Consider the following 19,649-nt stretch of genomic DNA (forward strand, 5'->3'; position numbering starts at 1 on the left):
CGCTTATCAGGCCTACATTTGTAGGCCCGTGCGCCGCCGGACATTAAGCGCGCGGAATGAAATGATACTCGGTGACGCTTACGTACTCTTCACCCGGACGTAGCACGCAGTCCGGCTGCGGCCATTCAGGATGGTTAGGCGTGTCCGGCAGGAACTCGCTCTCCAGCGCCAGTCCTTGCCAGGCGCCGTAGGCGTCATGTTCGCGCGCCGTGGTACCCTCCAGATAGTTACCGGAATAGAACTGTAGGGCGGGGGCGGTGGTGTAGACCGTCATCTGTAATTTCTCATCAGCAGACCAGACCTGTGCGGCAGGTTGAGAAAGATCGCCTTTCGCCTGCAACAGGAACGCGTGGTCGTAGCCTTTCACCTTGCGCTGATCGTCATCACTCAGGAAATCCTGGGCGATGGTTTTCGGCTGACGAAAATCAAAGCTATTACCGCTTACCGGTTTCAGCCCCTGATAAGGGATACCCATCTCATCGACCGGCAGATACTCGTCCGACAGGATCTGGAGTTTGTGGCTGCGGACATCGGTCTGATTACCGTCAAGGTTGAAATAGGCGTGGTTAGTCAGGTTGACCGGGCACGGCTTATCGACGGTCGCGCGGTACTCAATGGCGATGCGATTATCTTCGGTCAGGGTGAAGCGCGCCGTTGCGGTGAGATTGCCCGGGAAACCCTGGTCTCCATCGAGGGAGTCCAGAGAGAACCAGACCTCAGCGTCATTTTGCTGCACAATCTTCCAGCGACGTTTATCAAACCCTTCCGGGCCGCCGTGCAGCTGATTTTCGCCCTGGCTGGCAAGCAGGGAATACGTTACGCCGTCCAGCGTAAACCGGCTTCTGGCGATGCGGTTAGCGTAGCGGCCTATGGATGCGCCCAGAAAAGCGGTCTGCTCGATATACTGCTCCGGCGATGCGCAGCCGAGCAGGGTTTCGCGCACGCTGCCGTCAGGCATCGGTACGCGGGCAGAAAGTAACGTTGCGCCCCAGTCCATCAGCGTAACCACCATCCCGGCGCTGTTGCGCAGGGTTAACAGGCGATACGGCAGACCATCCGGTGCGAGTGTAGGTATTTCGTTTAGCACTGTCCGGCTCCTTGTGATGCTTTACAGACGTAGAAAGTTTCTTTGATGCCCGTTTTGGCTTCGTACTGCTTAGCCACGGCGTCCTGGACGGCAGGGACCAGCTCTTCCGGCACGAGGGCGACGACGCACCCGCCAAATCCGCCGCCGGTCATACGCACGCCGCCTTTGTCGCCAATCGTGGCTTTCACAATTTCAACCAGGGTGTCGATTTGCGGCACGGTGATTTCGAAATCGTCACGCATGGAGGCATGCGATTCGGCCATCAGCTCGCCCATCCGTTTCAGGTCACCTTTCGCCAGCGCGGAGGCGGCTTCTACGGTACGGGCATTTTCGGTCAGTATATGGCGCACGCGCTTCGTGACAACCGGGTCCAGCTCGTGGGCGACCTTGTTAAATTCATCAAGTGAGACATCACGCAGGGCTGGCTGCTGGAAGAAGCGCGCGCCGGTTTCGCACTGTTCGCGACGGGTGTTGTACTCGCTGCCCACCAGGGTGCGTTTGAAGTTGCTGTTGATGATCACCACAGCCGCACCTTTAGGCAGCGGAACCGCTTTGGTCCCGAGGGAGCGACAGTCAATCAGCAAAGCGTGTTCTTTCTTGCCCAGCGCGGAAATCAGCTGATCCATAATGCCGCAGTTGCAGCCCACGAACTGGTTTTCCGCTTCCTGACCGTTCAGGGCGATCTGCGCCCCGTCCAGCGGCAGATGATAAAGCTGCTGGAACACGGTGCCGACCGCCACTTCCAGAGATGCGGAAGAGCTTAATCCCGCCCCCTGCGGCACGTTGCCGCTGATCACCAGATCGGCCCCGCCGAAATTCTTGTTACGCTTTTGCAGGTGCTTCACCACGCCGCGAACATAGTTCGACCACTGCTGGCTGTCGTGGGTCACGATCGGCGCATCGAGGGAAAATTCGTCAATTTCGTTGCCGTAATCCGCGGCGATTACTCGCACATGACGATCGTCGCGTTTCGCACAGCTGATCACCGTCTGGTAGTCGATGGCACACGGCAGGACAAAACCGTCGTTATAGTCGGTGTGCTCGCCGATCAGATTAACGCGGCCTGGCGCCTGGATAACATGGGTGGCAGGGTAGCCAAATTTTTCAGCAAACAGGGATTGTGTTTTATCTTTCAGACTCATTTTTAGACTCCTGATTCGCGGTAATGGACGTCGCTAACGGCACGCAGACGTTCTGCCGCCTGTTCCGCCGTCAGGTCGCGCTGGGTTTCCGCCAGCATTTCATAGCCCACCATGAATTTACGTACCGTTGCTGAGCGCAGCAGCGGCGGGTAGAAGTGTGCATGTAACTGCCAGTGTTGATTCTCTTCGCCGTTAAACGGCGCGCCGTGCCAGCCCATGGAGTAGGGGAAGGAGCACTGGAAGAGGTTGTCGTAGCGGCTGGTCAGTTTTTTCAGCGCCAGCGCCAGGTCGTCACGCTGGGCGTCGCTGAGTTCGGTAATGCGCTGAACATGGGCTTTCGGCAGCAGCAGCGTCTCAAATGGCCACGCCGCCCAGTAAGGGACTACCGCAAGCCAGTGTTCGGTTTCCACCACGGTACGGCTGCCATCCGCCAGCTCACGCTGGGTGTAATCCACCAGCATAGGCGAACCGTTCTGGGCGAAATACGCTTTTTGCAGTCGGTCCTCACGCTCGGCTTCGTTCGGCAGGAAGCTGTTCGCCCAGATCTGACCGTGCGGATGTGGGTTGGAGCAGCCCATCGCCGCGCCTTTATTTTCAAACACCTGCACCCACGGATAGCTCTGGCCCAGCTCCGCGGTTTGCACCTGCCAGGTGCTGACCACCTCTTTCAGGGCATCCACGCTCAGCTCCGGCAGCGTTTTGCTGTGATCGGGCGAGAAGCAGATCACGCGGCTGGTGCCGCGGGCGCTTTCGCAGCGCATCAGCGGGTCATGGCTTTCCGGCGCGTCCGGCGTATCGGTCATCAGCGCGGCAAAGTCGTTAGTAAACACGAAGGTGCCTTTGTAGTCCGGGTTTTTATCGCCCGTCACGCGGGTATTGCCCGGGCAGAGGAAACAGTCCGGATCATGCTGCGGCAGCGTCTGTTTGGCAGGCGTCTCTTGCGCCCCCTGCCAGGGGCGCTTGGCGCGATGCGGTGAAACTAAAATCCATTGCCCGCTGAGCGGGTTAAAACGACGATGCGGGTGATCGACGGGATTGAATTGCGTCATGACAAATCCTTAGTCCGGATAGCCCTGCGGATGGCGTGATTGCCAGTGCCAGGTATCCTGTGCCATTTCATCGAGCGTGCGGGTGACACGCCAGTTGAGCTCTTTATCCGCTTTGGTGGCATCGGCCCAGTAAGCCGGGAGGTCGCCATCACGGCGGGGAGCGAAGTGATACTTCACTGGCTTGCCGCAGGCTTTACTGAAGGCATTCACCACATCCAGCACGCTGCTGCCAACCCCGGCGCCGAGGTTGTAAATATGCACGCCCGGTTTGTCCGCCAGCTGCTGCATCGCCGCCACGTGGCCGTCGGCCAGATCCATGACGTGAATGTAATCGCGCACGCCGGTGCCATCTTCGGTGGGATAATCGTTACCAAAAATCGCCAGGGAATCGCGGCGCCCTACGGCAACCTGCGCGATATACGGCATCAGGTTGTTAGGAATGCCCTGCGGATCTTCGCCCATATCACCTGAAGGATGCGCGCCGACCGGATTGAAGTAGCGCAGCAACGCGATGCTCCACTCAGGCTGGGCTTTTTGCAGGTCGGTCAGGATCTGCTCTACCATCAGCTTGCTTTTGCCATACGGGCTTTGCGGCGTACCGGTCGGGAAGCTTTCAACGTAAGGAATTTTTGGCTGATCGCCGTAGACGGTTGCGGAAGAGCTGAAGATAAAGTTTTTAACGTTGGCCGCACGCATGGCGGAGATCAGACGCAGGGTACCGTTGACGTTGTTGTCATAGTACTCAAGCGGTTTTGCCACCGATTCGCCAACCGCTTTCAGGCCCGCGAAGTGGATAACGGTTTCAATCGCGTGATCGTGAAGGATTTCAGTCATCAATGCTTCATTGCGGATATCGCCTTCCACGAAAGTCGGCTGTTTACCCGAAAGGCGTTCAATGACCGGCAGCACGCTGCGCTTACTGTTGCACAGGTTATCAAGAATGACAACATCGTGGCCGCTTTGCAGCAGTTGCACACAGGTATGACTTCCTATGTAACCGCTACCACCTGTTACCAGAACTCGCATATTTCGCTCCATTAGGCTTATGGTATGAATTAACCATAGCATATCAGAGACGCGAAAAGTGTGACATGGGATAAAATAGTGGTATCGTTTACACTGGTTTTCACACGCGCTTTTTCTCAGACTGAGTGCATTGTAGATCAAAGAGATAGAGATGTATTGTTGCAGGTTGTCTGAAAAGCGGAGGGCAGCGCCCTCCGAGCGTTAATCGATTTTGCTCAGCAGGTAGCGGTATTGCTCGCCGTCAGGCACAAATTCCAGCCGATGGGTGATGCAGGACGGGGCATCTTCAGCATGGTGGGACACAAACAGCAGCTGGGTTTCACCTTCGCTAATCAGGACATCCACAAAGCGGCGGATCAGCTGACGGTTGAGCGGATCCAGCCCCTGCAACGGTTCATCCAGAATCAGCAGCGTAGGGTGCTTGACCAGCGCGCGGACGATCAATGCCAGCCGCTGCTGCCCCCACGACAGGCTGTGGAAGGGTGCATCGGCGACCCGGTTATCCATACCCAGAATATCCAGCCACTGCTGCGCCAGCTTGTGCTGCTTGTCGGATACCGCCTGATAAATACCAATGGAGTCGAAGAAGCCAGAGAGGATCACGTTTCGCACCGTGGTGCTCACCCGGTAGTCCAGATGCAGGCTGCTGCTGACATAGCCGATGTGCTTTTTGATATCCCAGATGGTTTCCCCGCTGCCGCGGCGACGGCCGAACAGGGTGAGATCGTTGCTGTATCCCTGCGGGTGATCCCCGGTGATCAGGCTCAGCAGCGTGGATTTACCCGCCCCGTTGGGGCCGACGATCTGCCAGTGCTCACCAGGATTAACCGTCCAGCTGAGGTGATTAAGAATAGGGCGATCGTCGTAAGCAACCACCCCATCGCGCAGCACAATGCGCGGCTGGTCAGGATCCAGCCCGTGGCGCGCCGAAGGCGCATCCGGCTCCGGCAGGGCAATACCGTCCAGTTTCTCGCTGTGGGCCAGCTGCGCAATCAGCGCCTGCCGAAGCAGTACGGCTTTCTCGCCGGTTTCGGTCAGGCTACAGTCCGCCAGCACGCCTGCATAATGTACGAAATCCGGGATCTCATCAAAGCGGTTCAGGACCAGTACAAGGGTGTATCCCTGCTGGTTAAGCGACGCCAGCAACGCTGCCAGCTGCGCGCGGGACTGTACATCCAGTCCGTCAAACGGTTCATCCAGGATCAAGAGTTCCGGCTCGCTCATCAGCGCCTGACACAGCAGCGTTTTGCGCGTCTCACCGGTAGAAAGATATTTGAAACGGCGGTTAAGCAGGGCGGTAATGCCAAATTGCTCCGCCAGCTGCTGACAGCGGGCAGGATCTTTTATCTCATCCTGGATAATTTCCGCCGTCGTGCGGCCGGTATCTTCTTCGCCGGGGCTGAGCAAATCGGTATTGTTACGCTGCCACTCATCGCTGACCAGCTTTTGCAGCTGTTCGAAGGAAAGGCGCGTCAGCCGGGTAAAGGTGCACCGACGTTCACCCTTCAGTTGGGTTAATTCGCCTGCCAAAGCGCGGGCCAGCGCGGATTTTCCGCTGCCATTAGAGCCCACAAACGCCCAGCTTTCTCCGGCGCGAAGGGTTAACTCTGGCAGCGATAAGGTACGGGTATCGCTAAGACGAAACGTGCCTTGCGAAATATGCAATGATGACATGTGTTATCCCATTTTTTGCAGCAACAGATGTCAGGGATACTCAGTGTAAGCAGGGTTGTCAATGCGCTTAGCACAATGTGGCGATAATTACCCTGTCTGCATTGAAATATGCGGTCACCACAGCACCTTCGTCTAATTCGGTCGCGTCGTTCACCGGAACGGTGGCGCAGAGCAACTGTCCATCCGGCAGGGTCATCAGCACTTCACACTGTTCTGCGCCGCGCTCGATGTGGCTGATGCGTCCCCGCAGCTGGTTGTCGGCCTCTGCGGCCTGCTCAGGGTTAAGCGTGATGCTGATCCAGGGGGCTTTGAGTAATACCAGCACCTCCTGACCTTCGTTCAGCCCAAGGCGTTGACCACTTTGCGCGGTGATGGCGGCTTTCAGGCGCGTCGTGCCGTCCGCGAGCAGGATCTCAATATGCTCCTGCACCTGCGAATGATCGCGCCCCGTCACCGTACCAAACCACTGGTTACGGGCGCTGGTCTGCAAAGAGAAACGGGAGATGGCGCCCAGCAGGCTGTCCAGCGGCAGGTTGTCGTCATCGCTCAGCACATCAAATGCTTTTTGCTGGATCTGCGCCAGTAAATCGTAGAGCTGGATCAGACGTTGCCCGTAACGCGTCAACACGGCGCCGCCGCCGCCTTTCCCGCCGGTGGCGCGCTCAACCAGCGTGTGTTCACTCAGGGTGTTCATGTCGTTAATCGCATCCCAGGCGCTTTTATAGCTGATGCCGGCGTTTTTTGCTCCCTGGCTAATCGAGCCAGTTTGTTCTATTTGTTTTAACAGGGCGATACGTCGCGGATCGGCGAAAAGCTTCTGCTGAAGTCGTAGGGTGAGGAGAATTTCGGCCTGCATAACAGTGTCCCGGCAAAAAGGCTATTGTGACCCAAATGCCCGGGGGCGGAAAGCGCACCGCACAAAAGGGGATGTTTTTCTTACTTTTCAGGGTAGAATAAGCCGTTCACAAGATCTGGAGAAAACCATGTTAGAGTTGTTGAAAAGTCTGGTATTCGCGGTAATCATGGTGCCAGTAGTGATGGCTATCATCCTCGGTGCCATCTACGGCCTGGGTGAAGTGTTCAACGTCTTTTCGAACATTGGTCATCGTCGTGACCAGCCTAAAAAGCAGCAATGATTTCCTCCAAAACGCCCGGCCAGCCCGGGCGTTTTGCTCTCAAGTTTATTCCTCTCCCGCCGATATCTTTTACAACGTTCCTTGAGTTTACGCATTAATGGGTACGATTTAGCGCTAGGAACGCCTGCGATATATCGTTATATTTGTTTGTATATAACGATACGCACAGGAGCTTCAAATGGCACGTTCATGGGTACGCCTTTTCGCAGGGGCAACGCTGACTCTCTCACTCACCGGCCACGCGCTGGCGGATGAAGGAAAAATCACGGTCTTTGCGGCGGCGTCGCTGACTAACGCGATGCAGGATATTGCTGCGGTATACAAAAAAGAGAAAAACGTCGAGGTGGTCTCGTCGTTTGCCTCCTCGTCCACACTGGCCCGCCAGATTGAAGCGGGGGCGCCCGCGGATCTGTTCATCTCTGCCGATCAGAAATGGATGGATTACGCGGTGGAGAAAAAATCTGTTGATACGGCTACCCGCGAAACGCTGCTGGGAAATAGCCTTGTGGTGGTTGCACCCGCAAACAGCAAGCAGGGCGACATTGCCATTAACAAACAGACGGACTGGACCCGTCTGCTGAACGGTGGCCGTCTGGCGGTGGGCGATCCGGAGCATGTTCCTGCCGGAATTTATGCGAAGGAAGCGCTGCAAAAGCTGGGCGCATGGGAGGCCTTATCGCCGAAGCTGGCACCCGCAGAAGATGTGCGTGGCGCGCTGGCGCTGGTGGAGCGTAACGAAGCCCCACTCGGGATTGTTTACGGCTCCGATGCCGTCGCCAGTAAAGGTGTGAAGGTGGTGGGCACCTTCCCGGAAGACTCGCATAAGAAAGTGGAATATCCTGTTGCGATAGTTGATGGACATAAAAATGCGAGCGTGACGGCCTTCGTTGACTACCTGAAGGGGCCTGAAGCGTCCGCTATCTTTAAACGTTACGGATTTACGACTCACGAATGATATTGACCGAATCTGAATGGCAGGCCGTGCTGCTGAGCCTGAAAGTCTCTTCCCTGGCGGTTGCGCTGAGTTTGCCCTTTGGGGTGTTCTTTGCCTGGTTACTGGTTCGCGTGAAGTTTCCAGGCAAAGCCCTGCTCGACAGTGTTCTCCATCTTCCGCTTGTCTTACCGCCTGTGGTGGTCGGATATCTGCTGCTGATCTCCATGGGGCGACGCGGTTTTATCGGCGAATGGCTGTACGACTGGTTCGGACTGACCTTTGCTTTCAGCTGGCGCGGCGCGGTTCTGGCCGCGGCAGTAATGTCCTTCCCGCTGATGGTGCGCGCTATCCGCCTGGCGCTGGAAGGGGTGGATATCCGGTTAGAACAGGCCGCCCGCACGCTGGGCGCAGGCCGCTGGCGGGTATTCCTGACCATTACGCTTCCGCTCACGTTACCGGGCATTATCGTCGGTACGGTGTTAGCCTTCGCCCGTTCGTTGGGTGAGTTTGGCGCGACCATCACCTTTGTGTCCAACATTCCCGGCGAGACGCGGACCATCCCGTCGGCCATGTATACCCTGATTCAGACCCCGGGTGGCGAAGGTGCGGCGGCCCGGCTGTGTATTATTTCGATTGTACTCGCCCTGGTCTCGCTGCTGGTGTCTGAATGGCTGGCGCGCCTCAGCCGTGAACGGATGGGGAAATCGTGATGCTGGAACTCAACTTTACGCAAACCCTGGGCAGTCACACCCTGACGCTGAACGAAACGCTGCCTGCCAGCGGTATCACCGCCATTTTTGGCGTGTCCGGGGCGGGGAAAACGTCGCTGATTAATGCGATTAGCGGCCTGACGCGTCCCCAGTCTGGCCGTATTGTGTTAAATAACCGCGTCTTGAATGACGCGGAGAAGAAGGTCTGCCTGTCACCGGACAAACGCCGTATCGGCTATGTGTTTCAGGATGCGCGCCTGTTTCCGCACTACAGCGTTCGCGGGAACCTGCGTTACGGCATGGCAAAAAGCATGGCCGGACAGTTCGATAAGCTGGTGGCGCTGCTGGGCATCGAACCGCTGCTGGATCGTCTGCCGTCGTCGCTGTCGGGTGGTGAAAAACAGCGCGTGGCGATTGGCCGCGCCCTGTTAACCGCGCCGGAACTGCTGCTGCTGGATGAGCCGCTGGCCTCGCTGGATATTCCGCGCAAGCGCGAGCTGCTGCCGTATCTGCAACGTCTGGCGCGGGAAATCAACGTGCCCATGCTCTACGTCAGCCATTCGCTGGATGAGATTTTACATCTGGCCGACAAAGTGCTGGTGCTGGAAGCGGGCAGGGTGAAGGCATTCGGCAATCTGGAGGAGGTGTGGGGCAGCAGCGTTATGCATCCATGGCTGCCAAAGGAGCAGCAGAGCAGCATTCTGAAGGTGAGCGTGCTGGAGCACCATCCGCACTACGCGATGACCGCGCTGGCGCTGGGCGATCAGCATTTGTGGGTGAATAAAATCGATACGCCAATTCAGTCCACGTTACGGATCCGCATTCAGGCGTCGGATGTCTCATTGGTGCTGCAACCGCCGCTGCAAACCAGTATCCGCAATATTTTGCGCGCAAAAGTGGCGCAGTGTTTTGATGATAACGGCCAGGTGGAAGTGCAGCTGGAAGTGGGCAGCAGAACGCTGTGGGCGCGCATCAGCCCGTGGGCCAGGGATGAGCTGGGTATCAAGCCTGGCCTGTGGCTTTACGCGCAAATCAAGAGCGTTTCCATAACCGCCTGATCACAGCAGGTGGGTATAGATATACTGCGCGATGCTGTCGGTGGTGTTATTGCCAATCACCACGTCAGCGCGCGCTTTCACCGCGTCATCGGCATTACCCATCGCCACGCCCGTTCCGGCCGCTTCCAGCATGCTGATGTCGTTATAGTTATCGCCGAAAGCAATTACGTCCTGCATTGATCCGCCCTGCGATTCAACGAACTGGGTCAGACGCCTTCCTTTGCTGTTGCCTTTGCGGGCGATATCCACCTGATCGTGCCAGGACCATTCACATTCCAGACCCAGCGTATGCTCGACAAGTTTTGCGAAGGTATTCAGTTTGGCGGTGTCTTCATCGGTCAGGGCAAATTTCCAGATTGCTTCGACGTCTTCCGCCGCCTGGCGCAGGGAGGAAACCTGAGTAAACACCGGACGCTGCGCTTCCGGCAGAGACAGGGCCCAATTGCTGGTGCGGATCACATGGCCGGTAGGGCGTTCATACACCATGGCGTTATCCACATACATCAGGCCGTGAATGGCGTGCTCATCCAGTAAATCAATCAATTGCAGCGCCTGCGTAACGGGAAGCGGATCGGAGGCTAAAACCTTTTTTGCCTGATAATCATACAAATAGGTGCCATTACAACAAATTGCAGGTGTATCTAAGCCCAGTGCCTGATAAAAAGGATGAATGGCTACGTGATGTCGACCCGTTACGATGAGAAGTTGATACCCCGCTTCCTGGGCTCGTTTGAGGGCCTCAAGAGAAGAGGGGAGCAGGGTTTTCTGAGGGGTAAGCAGTGTTCCGTCTAAATCCAGGGCAATCACTCGCGAGGTCATTTTTTCTTCCGGGTTAATGTTGAATTTAAGGTCTGTCGGGATGGTACACCGAGAGCGGAACCCTGCAAAATCCCGGACTACAATTCAGCATTCACCGTTAAAAATAATCAGGAGTATTCATGAAACAAACCGTTTATACCGCCAGTCCTGAAAGTCAGCAGATCCATGTCTGGCGTTTGAATACAGAAGGTTCGCTTACGCTGGTTCAGGTTGTTGATGTGCCAGGCCAGGTGCAGCCGATGGTCGTCAGCCCGGATAAACGTTTTCTTTATGTCGGCGTACGCCCCGAATTCCGCGTACTGGCATACCGCATCTCCCCGGATGACGGCGCGCTGACCTATACCGCAGAAGCCCCGCTGCCGGGCAGCCCGACCCATATTTCCACTGACCATAAAGGCAACTTTATCTTCAGCGGCTCCTACAATGCAGGCTGCGTGAGCGTCACCCGCCTGGAAGACGGTATTCCCGTTAAAACCGTCGACGTGGTAGAAGGGCTCGAAGGTTGCCACTCAGCCAACATTTCGCCGGATAACCGCACGCTGTGGGTGCCAGCGCTTAAGCAGGACCGCATCTGCCTGTTTACCCTGAGCGATGACGGCCATCTGGTCGCGCAGAGCCCGGCGGAAGTCACCACCGTGGAAGGCGCAGGCCCGCGCCACATGGTCTTCCATCCGAATCAGCAGTATGCCTATGTCGTTAACGAGCTGAACAGCTCGGTAGACGTGTGGGAGCTGAACGATCCTAACGGGCAGATCGAGTGCGTACAGACGCTGGACATGATGCCATCTGATTTCTCTGACACACGCTGGGCGGCAGACATTCACATCACGCCGGATGGCCGTCACCTGTATGCCTGTGACCGTACCTCCAGTCTGATCACCGTCTTCAGCGTCTCTGAAGACGGCAGCGTTCTGGCAGTTGAAGGCTTCCAGCCAACTGAAACCCAGCCGCGCGGCTTTAATGTCGACCACAGCGGCAAATACCTGATTGCGGCGGGGCAGAAATCCCACCACATTGCGCTCTATGAAATCCAGGGCTTGCAGGGTCTACTGGAAGAGAAAGGACGCTATGCGGTCGGACAAGGGCCGATGTGGGTTGTGATTAACGCTCATTGATCCGTAGACGAAAAAAAACCTCGCAAATGCGAGGTTTTTTATGCGCGGTTAATGCATGTGGCAGGCCGGGTAAGGCGCAGCCGCCACCCGGCAGCAGGCATTTTACTGCTTCGGCTCAGCAACCACTTTGCTACCCAGACCGCGGTTGTTGTATTCCCACATGCGGTTGAAGTTAGCGTCGTTCAGGTTACGCTGCACGTTGTCTTTATCATCCACCGTGCCGGTGTTGCCGGAGAAAGGACGTTTCGAGATCGCCGCATCCGCCCACGGTTTCGCCATGTTAAAGCCTTCGTTAATCACGCTGTCGCGGATCACGACCTGGCCGTTAGTGGCGGAGTCCACGTCCAGAGAGCGACCAAGCTGCGCCACGCCATCGCCAGCAGCAGTAAAGCGGCTATTCACGGCCAGGAAGCCATAGAACAGGTTAGACTGCGTGGCCGGTGCAAAGACGTAACCTTCCTGCTGCGTACGTGAATTCACCACGCGGAAGTCGGTGTTATCAAATACCACCGCGCCGCGGCCAGAGACCATATCCACGTCGCCTTCAATGTAGCTGTTGGTGACCAGAGTACGCGTCAGACGGTTGTTCTGAAGGGTATTCTGCACGCCGCTGTTGGTCACGAAGAAGGTGTTCTGGCGGCCCAGGATATTGACGTTGTTAATCTGTACCTTGTCGCCATCGCTACGCAGCGCCACGGCCTGATGATTACCTGCGTCAACGCTGTCGCCCAGGGTGTTCTGAATGGTCAGGTTTTGCAATTGCAGGCCATTGTTTTGTGACCAGAATACCGCCGAACACATCACGCCAATGGTGGCGGCACGCTTGCGCTGGCAGTTATCAAACATATACCACGCCGGTTTACCTGGCATGTATTTACCGGCCGGGTTCACCAGATGGCGCCAGGTGGTGCTGTCGATCTCTGAATCAATCGCCAGGCCAATTTTTACGTCGACCGCTTTTTCGCCCAGGCCGTAAAGCGTAATGCTTCCCGGTGCTGCCGGAACATAAACGGTTCCTTCGTATTCACCCGGCAGGATGGCAATGTACTGACGAGATGCGCTGTGTTTGGTGATTGCGGCATCAACGGCTGCCTGAATAGAGGTGTGTGTAACGCCCTGCGCCCCGGCCGGGCCGACAACGAAGTCTGGCTGTTTCGGCAGGTTAATAGAAGAAGGCGTCCACGGGGCTGCATTGGGATCCATCGCCGAGAAATAGTGCGCACGGGTGAAGTTCTTCGCTTCAGCCGCTGACAGGATCGGACGGGAAGCGGTGCCCGGAGCAACCTGCTCAGAAGGTTGCTGATCCGGTGGAGTTGAACTGCAAGCGGATAAAGTCACGCCAAAGGCGAGTGCCAACGCCAGACGGGAAATCCTGGAAATATTCAAGGTAATGCTCCTGGGTATGCAAGTCTTATCTGGATAGACGAAATAGCCTGCTTTTTTATACTAAGTTGAGCGAAACGGGAAGATAAAAACCGGAAAAGTTGCATTTTTGCCCGCAGGCGACGGGAAAGTCATCACAAATAAATAACATTTTCCCCCAATGCGGTTGACAGCAGGCGGCAGATGAAAATAAATGTCTATACAACCCATGACAAGTGGAAGGCACATGCAGCAGCTTAATCCCGATGATGTTATATGGCGAAATGCGCGACTGGCAACCCTGGCGACAGGCGAGGCGGAACCCTACGGCCTGAGAGAACAACATGCCCTCGTTGTGCGCGGCCAGACGATTCTGGCCATTATTCCTGAATCCGAGATCCCCTCCGGGCATCGTCAGTGTGTCGATCTCGACGGGCGTCTGGTTACTCCCGGCCTGATCGATTGCCACACCCATCTGGTGTTCGGCGGCGATCGTGCAGCGGAATGGGAGCAACGGCTTAACGGCGTGTCATATCAGACCATTAGCGCGCAGGGCGGCGGAATTAACGCCACGGTCACGGCCACCCGCAACAGTTCGCCGGAAACGCTCCTGACGGTGGCGCAGCAGCGACTCCAGCGGCTGATGAATGAAGGCGTAACGACCGTTGAAATCAAATCAGGATACGGTCTGAATGCCGAAGCCGAAGAGAAAATGCTGCTGGTTGCCCGCCAGCTCAGCCTGAATAATCTGGTCGATATCAGCCCGACGCTGCTGGCCGCGCACGCCGTTCCTGCCGAGTACCGACAGGATCCGGATGCCTATCTGGCACTGGTCTGTGAGCAGATCATGCCCACGCTGTGGCAAAAAGAGTTATTTGAAGCGGTGGACGTGTTTTGTGAAAACGTCGGCTTTACCCCGGCGCAAACCGAGCGCCTGTTCAGGGCCGCCGCCGCGCTCGGGATCCCGGTAAAAGGGCATGTAGAACAACTGTCGAATCTTGGCGGCGCGGCGCTGGTCAGCCAGTATAAAGGGCTGTCGGCCGATCATATTGAGTATCTCGATGATGCAGGTATTCAGGCGATGGCGCAAAGCGGCACGGTGGCGGTATTGCTCCCCGGCGCGTTCTATTTTCTTCAGGAGCGCCAGCGTCCACCGGTGGCGCAGCTCAGAGAGCAGGGTGTGCCGATGGCGGTGGCTACCGACTACAACCCGGGCACCAGTCCGTTTGCCAGCCTGCATCTGGCAATGAACATGGCCTGCGTCCAGTTTGGCTTCACGCCGGAAGAGGCCTGGGCTGGCGTGACGCGGCATGCGGCGCAGGCGCTAGGACGTGCTGCGACGCACGGGCAGTTAAAGCCCGGTTATGTGGCTGATTTCGTCGTCTGGGAGGCGAATCATCCGGTTGAGATGGTTTACGAGCCGGGGCGGAATCCTTTGTATCAACGCGTGTTTCGGGGGCAGGTAGCATGAAACTGTGGCATCCCGTCTCCCCGCAGGTCTGGCAGGGGCGTGACGACAGCGCCGAGTCCAGCACCGCGAAACGTCTCTTCCAGACCATACAGCAGCGCGAACACTTTTCTCCCGTGCCGTCAGGCATTGCCCTGCTGGGCTTTGAATGTGATGAAGGGGTTAAGCGTAACCAGGGCAGGCCCGGTGCTGCACAGGCGCCCGATGTGTTGCGCGGCGCGCTGGCGAATATGGCGAGCCATCAGGGGCATGCGCGCCTCGTGGATATGGGTTCTGTTTATGTTGAAGGCCACGCGCTGGAGGCGGCACAGCAGGCGCTGAGCGAGGCCATAACCGCGTGCCAGCAATCCGGGATGCGTACTCTGGTTTTCGGCGGTGGACATGAAACCGCCTGGGCGCACGGGCGCGGCGTGCTGGACGCCTTTCCGAACGATCGCATTGCGGTGATCAACCTGGATGCGCACCTCGATTTACGCAAGGCTGAACGGGCAACGTCCGGCACGCCGTTCCGCCAGCTGGCGCACTACTGCGCGTCTCAGTCTCGGGTGTTTCACTACGCCTGCCTGGGGGTAAGCCGTGCGGCGAATACTCAGGCGCTGTGGGAGGAAGCTGAGCGGTTGAACGTGACGCTGGTTGAAGATCTCGATTTTCGCCGGGATGCGCTATCCGCGCTGGATAGCGTGCTTACGCAGGCAGACCGGGTTTATCTCACCGTTGACCTCGATGTGCTGCCTGCCGCAGAAATGCCCGCCGTGTCCGCCCCTGCGGCGTTGGGGATCCCGGCGCTGGATCTGTTCCCGGTGATTGAGCGTATCTGCCGAAGCGGTAAACTACAGGCGGCGGATCTGGTGGAATTTAATCCGCACTACGATCGGGACGGTCAGGGGGCGAAGCTTGCCGCCCGACTGGCCTGGCAAATTGCTCACTGGTGGGCATAACAACATTCAAGGAGTCATGATGTTTTCACGCTCGCCCCTGCCGCAGCCGAGCCCTCCCGCGCCTTTTTACGAAAAGGTGAAGCAGGCGATCAGCGAAAAAATCGCAGCCGGCGTCTGGCGCCCGCATGACCGCATTCCGTCCGAAGCCGAACTGGTCGCGCAGTTTGGCTTTAGTCGAATGACCATTAACCGGGCGCTGCGGGAGCTGACCGATGAAGGGTTGCTGGTGCGCCTGCAAGGGGTCGGGACATTTGTGGCGGAGCCAAAAGGACAGTCGGCGCTGTTTGAAATCCGCAGCATTGCCGATGAAATTGCCGCCCGCAACCATCAGCACCACTGCGAGGTGCTGGTGCTTGAAGAGACGCAGGCCAGCGCCGAACAGGCCATCGAGCTGAACGTTACCGAGGGCACCCGGATTTTCCATTCGGTGATGGTGCACTATGAGAACGACATTCCGGTCCAGATTGAAGATCGCTGCGTCAACGCGGAGCGGATACCGGACTATCTGAATCAGGATTACACCCAAACCACACCGCATGCGTATCTCTCGCTCGTCGCCCCGCTGACGGAAGGGGAGCATATCGTGGAAGCCGTGCGCGCCACGCCGCAGGAATGCGAGCTGTTGCGTATTAAAGAGCACGATCCCTGCCTGCTGATCCGCCGTCGTACCTGGTCGTCCTCGCAAATTGTGTCGCATGCGAAGCTGCTGTTCCCGGGAAATCGCTACCGGTTGCAGGGCCACTTTATGTCATAAGTTTTATAAGCGTGATCGCTAACGCAATATAGCAAAATTGTATCTTTTTTGTTAAATCCGACCTTGTGTGTGCTTGTCTATACAAGTATATCTAAATGCATCATCTGTCCCTTATGAGGAACACACAATGTCGTCAGATAAATACCGCAAGCAGGATGTCCGCGCCGCGCGCGGCACCACGCTCACCGCAAAAAGCTGGCTCACCGAAGCACCGCTGCGCATGTTGATGAACAACCTTGATCCTGAGGTAGCAGAAAATCCCCACGAGCTGGTGGTCTACGGCGGCATTGGCCGCGCCGCACGCAACTGGGCGTGCTATGACGCGATTGTCGAGTCTTTGACGAATCTCGAAAACGACGAAACGCTGCTGGTGCAATCCGGCAAACCGGTTGGCGTATTCAAAACCCATAAAAATGCGCCCCGCGTGCTGATTGCCAACTCCAACCTGGTGCCGCACTGGGCGACGTGGGAACACTTCAACGAGCTGGACGCAAAAGGGCTGGCCATGTACGGCCAGATGACCGCCGGTAGCTGGATCTACATCGGCAGCCAGGGGATTGTGCAGGGCACCTATGAAACCTTCGTGGAAGCGGGCCGTCAGCACTATAACGGCTCACTGAAAGGCCGCTGGGTGCTCACCGCCGGACTGGGCGGCATGGGCGGCGCGCAGCCGCTGGCCGCGACGCTGGCGGGCGCGTGCTCCCTGAACATTGAGTGTCAGCAGAGCCGCATCGATTTCCGTCTGCGTACCCGCTATGTCGATGAACAGGCCGACAACCTCGATGATGCGCTGGCGCGAATCAAAAAGTACACCGCTGAAGGCAAAGCCGTGTCGGTTGCCCTGTGCGGCAACGCGGCGGATATTCTGCCGGAACTGGTGGCGCGCGGCGTGCGTCCGGATCTGGTCACCGACCAGACCAGCGCTCACGATCCGCTCCACGGCTATCTGCCAAAAGGCTGGACATGGGAAGACTACCAGCAAAAAGCAGAAACCGATCCTGAGGGCACGGTACTGGCGGCTAAACGCGCCATGGCGGAACACGTCTCCGCGATGCTGGCCTTCAGTAAGATGGGTATTCCGACCTTTGATTACGGGAATAACATCCGCCAGATGGCGAAAGAGATGGGTGTGAATAACGCCTTTGACTTCCCCGGCTTCGTGCCCGCCTATATTCGTCCGCTGTTCTGCCGCGGCATCGGGCCGTTCCGCTGGGTTGCCCTGTCCGGCGACCCGGAGGATATCTACAAAACCGACGCCAGAGTGAAAGAAATTGTCGCCGACGACGAACACCTGCATCGCTGGCTGGATATGGCGCGCGAGCGCATTAATTTCCAGGGGTTACCGGCGCGTATCTGCTGGGTAGGGCTGGAGTGGCGTCAAAAACTGGGCCTCGCCTTTAACGAAATGGTGCGCAGCGGTGAAGTTTCCGCGCCGATCGTCATTGGCCGCGACCACCTGGACTCCGGCTCTGTCGCCAGTCCGAACCGTGAAACCGAAGCCATGTGCGACGGCTCGGATGCGGTCTCCGACTGGCCGCTGCTGAATGCCCTGCTGAACACCGCCAGCGGCGCGACCTGGGTGTCGCTGCACCACGGCGGCGGCGTCGGGATGGGCTTCTCCCAGCATTCCGGGATGGTCATCGTCTGTGACGGAACTGATGACGCGGCCGCGCGTATCGCTCGCGTGCTACACAACGACCCGGCAACCGGCGTGATGCGTCACGCGGATGCGGGTTACGAGATTGCCATTGATTGTGCCAAAGAGCAGGGGCTGAACCTGCCGATGATCCCCGCCACACAAGGAAAGCCTGCATGAACGCGTTAACACTTACTCCCGGCTCGCTGACGCTCCAACAGCTGCGTCACGTCTGGCGTCAGCCGGTGACACTCTCCCTTGATGAAAGCGCCCACCGTGCCATTAACGACAGCGTGGCCTGCGTGGAGGCGATTGTGGCGGAGGGGCGCACCGCCTATGGCATCAACACCGGGTTTGGCCTGCTGGCGCAGACCCGCATCGCCACGCACGATCTGGAGAATTTACAGCGTTCGCTGGTGCTGTCGCACGCGGCGGGGGTTGGCCAGCCGCTGGACGATGAGATCGTCCGCCTGATGATGGTGTTGAAAATCAACAGCCTGGCGCGTGGGTTTTCCGGCATTCGTCTGAGCGTGATTCAGGCGCTGATGGCGCTGGTCAATGCGGAAGTTTATCCGTGGATCCCGGCGAAGGGCTCCGTCGGCGCCTCCGGCGATCTGGCGCCGCTGGCGCATATGTCGCTGCTCCTGCTGGGTGAAGGCCAGGCGCGCTGGCAAGGGGAGTGGCTGCCTGCGAAAGAGGCGCTGAAAAAAGCCGGTTTAACGCCGATCACCCTCGCGGCAAAAGAGGGGCTGGCGCTGCTCAACGGCACGCAGGCGTCGACCGCTTTCGCGCTGCGCGGTCTGTTTGAAGCGGAAGATCTGTTCGCCTCGGCGGTGGTGTGCGGTGCACTGACCACTGAGGCGGTGCTCGGCTCGCGTCGTCCGTTCGATGCCCGCATCCACGAGGTGCGCGGCCAGCGCGGTCAGATTGATGCCGCTGCCATGTACCGCCACGTACTTACCGATACCAGCGACATTGCCGAATCACACCATAACTGCGAGAAGGTGCAGGATCCGTATTCCCTGCGCTGCCAGCCGCAGGTGATGGGCGCATGCCTGACTCAGCTGCGCCAGGCGGCAGAAGTGCTGCTGGTGGAGGCCAATGCGGTGTCCGATAACCCGCTGGTGTTTGCCCAGGAAAACGAGGTGGTTTCTGGCGGCAACTTCCACGCCGAGCCGGTGGCGATGGCGGCAGATAATATCGCGCTGGCGATTGCCGAAATCGGGGCGCTGTCTGAGCGTCGAATCGCGCTGATGATGGATAAGCACATGTCCCAGCTGCCACCATTCCTGGTGCGTAACGGCGGCGTGAACTCGGGCTTTATGATCGCCCAGGTCACCGCCGCGGCACTGGCAAGCGAGAACAAGGCGCTGTCGCACCCGCACAGCGTGGACAGCCTGCCAACCTCAGCCAACCAGGAAGATCACGTGTCGATGGCCCCGGCTGCCGGGCGTCGTCTGTGGGAGATGGCCTCTAACACCCGCGGCGTGCTGGCGGTGGAGTGGCTGGCGGCGTGTCAGGGTATTGATTTGCGCGAAGGGCTAACATCCAGCCCGCTGCTGGAGCAGGCGCGTCATACGCTGCGCGAGCACGTTACGCACTACGATGACGACCGCTTCTTTGCGCCGGATATTGATAAGGCGATGCAGCTTCTGGAAGAAGGGCGGCTGGTGGGGTTATTGCCTTCCGTGCTGTGATTTTTACCCTCACCCTAACCCTCTCCCTGTGGGAGAGGGCCGGG

18 protein-coding genes are annotated in these 19,649 nt (G+C 57.9%); 10 read left to right on the forward strand and 8 right to left on the reverse strand.

All coding sequences use genetic code 11. The annotated features are described in order from the left end of the window. Positions 1-43: 43 nt before the first annotated feature. The 6 genes from galM to modE form a co-directional block, all read right to left on the reverse strand. A complete protein-coding gene (gene galM, locus DD597_RS00845) occupies positions 44-1,087 on the reverse strand; it encodes a galactose-1-epimerase (protein ID WP_045894960.1) in 1,044 nt (347 codons plus the stop codon). Further along, on the reverse strand, positions 1,081-2,229 hold the full coding sequence (gene galK, locus DD597_RS00850; protein ID WP_003858559.1) for a galactokinase: 1,149 nt from the start codon (positions 2,227-2,229) through the stop codon (positions 1,081-1,083). Before galK ends, galM begins: the two co-directional genes overlap by 7 nt. 2 nt (positions 2,230-2,231) lie before the next feature. Then, positions 2,232-3,278 carry a galactose-1-phosphate uridylyltransferase gene (gene galT, locus DD597_RS00855; RefSeq protein ID WP_045336995.1) on the reverse strand — a complete coding sequence of 349 codons (1,047 nt, stop codon included), beginning with the start codon at positions 3,276-3,278 and terminating at the stop codon, positions 2,232-2,234. Positions 3,279-3,287: 9 nt separating this feature from the next. Then, positions 3,288-4,304 carry a UDP-glucose 4-epimerase GalE gene (gene galE / locus DD597_RS00860; protein ID WP_023299622.1) on the reverse strand — a complete coding sequence of 339 codons (1,017 nt, stop codon included), beginning with the start codon at positions 4,302-4,304 and terminating at the stop codon, positions 3,288-3,290. Positions 4,305-4,505: 201 nt separating this feature from the next. Further along, the gene (gene modF, locus DD597_RS00865) at positions 4,506-5,978 is read right to left on the reverse strand and encodes a molybdate ABC transporter ATP-binding protein ModF (protein WP_045894957.1); all 1,473 of its coding nucleotides are present in this window, start codon (positions 5,976-5,978) and stop codon (positions 4,506-4,508) included. Between the two features lie 67 nt (positions 5,979-6,045). Then, complete coding sequence (gene modE, locus DD597_RS00870) at positions 6,046-6,834, reverse strand: molybdenum-dependent transcriptional regulator (protein WP_023324338.1); 789 nt, start codon at positions 6,832-6,834, stop codon at positions 6,046-6,048. A 127-nt stretch (positions 6,835-6,961) separates the two neighbouring features. Between modE and DD597_RS00875 the strand changes: the two genes are divergently transcribed. The 4 genes from DD597_RS00875 (at position 6,962) to modC (ending at position 9,816) form a co-directional block, all read left to right on the forward strand. Continuing rightward, entirely contained in the window at positions 6,962-7,114 is a 153-nt protein-coding gene (locus DD597_RS00875) for an AcrZ family multidrug efflux pump-associated protein (protein ID WP_003858549.1), read from the forward strand. Positions 7,115-7,292: 178 nt separating this feature from the next. Then, positions 7,293-8,069, forward strand: coding sequence for a molybdate ABC transporter substrate-binding protein (gene modA / locus DD597_RS00880; RefSeq protein WP_126525072.1), 777 nt, complete (start codon positions 7,293-7,295; stop codon positions 8,067-8,069). After that, positions 8,066-8,758, forward strand: a complete 693-nt coding sequence (gene modB / locus DD597_RS00885) for a molybdate ABC transporter permease subunit (RefSeq protein WP_129255867.1) — start codon at positions 8,066-8,068, stop codon at positions 8,756-8,758. The genes modA and modB overlap by 4 nt, the downstream gene beginning before the upstream one ends. Further along, a complete protein-coding gene (gene modC / locus DD597_RS00890; protein WP_023303318.1) occupies positions 8,758-9,816 on the forward strand; it encodes a molybdenum ABC transporter ATP-binding protein ModC in 1,059 nt (352 codons plus the stop codon). The genes modB and modC overlap by 1 nt, the downstream gene beginning before the upstream one ends. Here modC and DD597_RS00895 read toward each other — a convergent pair whose 3' ends face one another. Then, the gene (locus DD597_RS00895; RefSeq protein WP_045331625.1) at positions 9,817-10,635 is read right to left on the reverse strand and encodes a pyridoxal phosphatase; all 819 of its coding nucleotides are present in this window, start codon (positions 10,633-10,635) and stop codon (positions 9,817-9,819) included. A 119-nt stretch (positions 10,636-10,754) separates the two neighbouring features. On the opposite strand from DD597_RS00895, the gene pgl reads away from it, so the two are divergent. Next, positions 10,755-11,750 (forward strand): 6-phosphogluconolactonase, encoded by a 996-nt coding sequence (pgl, locus tag DD597_RS00900; protein WP_061856294.1) that lies wholly within the window; start codon positions 10,755-10,757, stop codon positions 11,748-11,750. Positions 11,751-11,852: 102 nt separating this feature from the next. Here pgl and DD597_RS00905 read toward each other — a convergent pair whose 3' ends face one another. Beyond that, positions 11,853-13,136 (reverse strand): putative acyl-CoA thioester hydrolase, encoded by a 1,284-nt coding sequence (locus DD597_RS00905; protein ID WP_003858537.1) that lies wholly within the window; start codon positions 13,134-13,136, stop codon positions 11,853-11,855. A 223-nt stretch (positions 13,137-13,359) separates the two neighbouring features. Here DD597_RS00905 and hutI point away from each other — a divergent pair, with 223 nt between their 5' ends. From hutI to hutH, 5 genes are all read left to right on the forward strand, one after another. After that, positions 13,360-14,583: an imidazolonepropionase gene (hutI, locus tag DD597_RS00910; protein ID WP_045346786.1), complete on the forward strand. Its 1,224-nt coding sequence runs from the start codon at positions 13,360-13,362 to the stop codon at positions 14,581-14,583. Further along, a complete protein-coding gene (gene hutG / locus DD597_RS00915; RefSeq protein ID WP_003858535.1) occupies positions 14,580-15,518 on the forward strand; it encodes a formimidoylglutamase in 939 nt (312 codons plus the stop codon). Before hutI ends, hutG begins: the two co-directional genes overlap by 4 nt. Before the next feature lie 19 nt (positions 15,519-15,537). After that, positions 15,538-16,272 (forward strand): histidine utilization repressor, encoded by a 735-nt coding sequence (locus DD597_RS00920; RefSeq protein ID WP_003858534.1) that lies wholly within the window; start codon positions 15,538-15,540, stop codon positions 16,270-16,272. 127 nt (positions 16,273-16,399) lie between these two features. Next, the gene (gene hutU / locus DD597_RS00925) at positions 16,400-18,088 is read left to right on the forward strand and encodes a urocanate hydratase (RefSeq protein WP_063864163.1); all 1,689 of its coding nucleotides are present in this window, start codon (positions 16,400-16,402) and stop codon (positions 18,086-18,088) included. Continuing rightward, positions 18,085-19,605, forward strand: coding sequence for a histidine ammonia-lyase (gene hutH / locus DD597_RS00930; RefSeq protein ID WP_059294679.1), 1,521 nt, complete (start codon positions 18,085-18,087; stop codon positions 19,603-19,605). Before hutU ends, hutH begins: the two co-directional genes overlap by 4 nt. Positions 19,606-19,649: the final 44 nt, after the last annotated feature.

The sequence above is a fragment of the Enterobacter cloacae complex sp. 677-3DZ2D5B genome (genome assembly GCF_004136695.1).
GTDB lineage: Bacteria > Pseudomonadota > Gammaproteobacteria > Enterobacterales > Enterobacteriaceae > Enterobacter > Enterobacter hormaechei_C.

Excerpts from the sequence above, each read along its gene's own strand:
- hutI (WP_045346786.1), top strand. The coding sequence starts at position 13,360 with ATGCAGCAGCTTAATCCCGATGATGTTATATGGCGAAATGCGCGACTG.
- galE (WP_023299622.1), bottom strand. The coding sequence starts at position 4,304 with ATGCGAGTTCTGGTAACAGGTGGTAGCGGTTACATAGGAAGTCATACC.
- modC (WP_023303318.1), top strand. The coding sequence starts at position 8,758 with ATGCTGGAACTCAACTTTACGCAAACCCTGGGCAGTCACACCCTGACG.
- modA (WP_126525072.1), top strand. The coding sequence starts at position 7,293 with ATGGCACGTTCATGGGTACGCCTTTTCGCAGGGGCAACGCTGACTCTC.
- hutH (WP_059294679.1), top strand. The coding sequence starts at position 18,085 with ATGAACGCGTTAACACTTACTCCCGGCTCGCTGACGCTCCAACAGCTG.
- DD597_RS00895 (WP_045331625.1), bottom strand. The coding sequence starts at position 10,635 with ATGACCTCGCGAGTGATTGCCCTGGATTTAGACGGAACACTGCTTACC.
- galK (WP_003858559.1), bottom strand. The coding sequence starts at position 2,229 with ATGAGTCTGAAAGATAAAACACAATCCCTGTTTGCTGAAAAATTTGGC.
- hutG (WP_003858535.1), top strand. The coding sequence starts at position 14,580 with ATGAAACTGTGGCATCCCGTCTCCCCGCAGGTCTGGCAGGGGCGTGAC.
- galT (WP_045336995.1), bottom strand. The coding sequence starts at position 3,278 with ATGACGCAATTCAATCCCGTCGATCACCCGCATCGTCGTTTTAACCCG.
- modE (WP_023324338.1), bottom strand. The coding sequence starts at position 6,834 with ATGCAGGCCGAAATTCTCCTCACCCTACGACTTCAGCAGAAGCTTTTC.
- pgl (WP_061856294.1), top strand. The coding sequence starts at position 10,755 with ATGAAACAAACCGTTTATACCGCCAGTCCTGAAAGTCAGCAGATCCAT.
- hutU (WP_063864163.1), top strand. The coding sequence starts at position 16,400 with ATGTCGTCAGATAAATACCGCAAGCAGGATGTCCGCGCCGCGCGCGGC.
- DD597_RS00920 (WP_003858534.1), top strand. The coding sequence starts at position 15,538 with ATGTTTTCACGCTCGCCCCTGCCGCAGCCGAGCCCTCCCGCGCCTTTT.
- DD597_RS00875 (WP_003858549.1), top strand. The coding sequence starts at position 6,962 with ATGTTAGAGTTGTTGAAAAGTCTGGTATTCGCGGTAATCATGGTGCCA.
- modF (WP_045894957.1), bottom strand. The coding sequence starts at position 5,978 with ATGTCATCATTGCATATTTCGCAAGGCACGTTTCGTCTTAGCGATACC.
- modB (WP_129255867.1), top strand. The coding sequence starts at position 8,066 with ATGATATTGACCGAATCTGAATGGCAGGCCGTGCTGCTGAGCCTGAAA.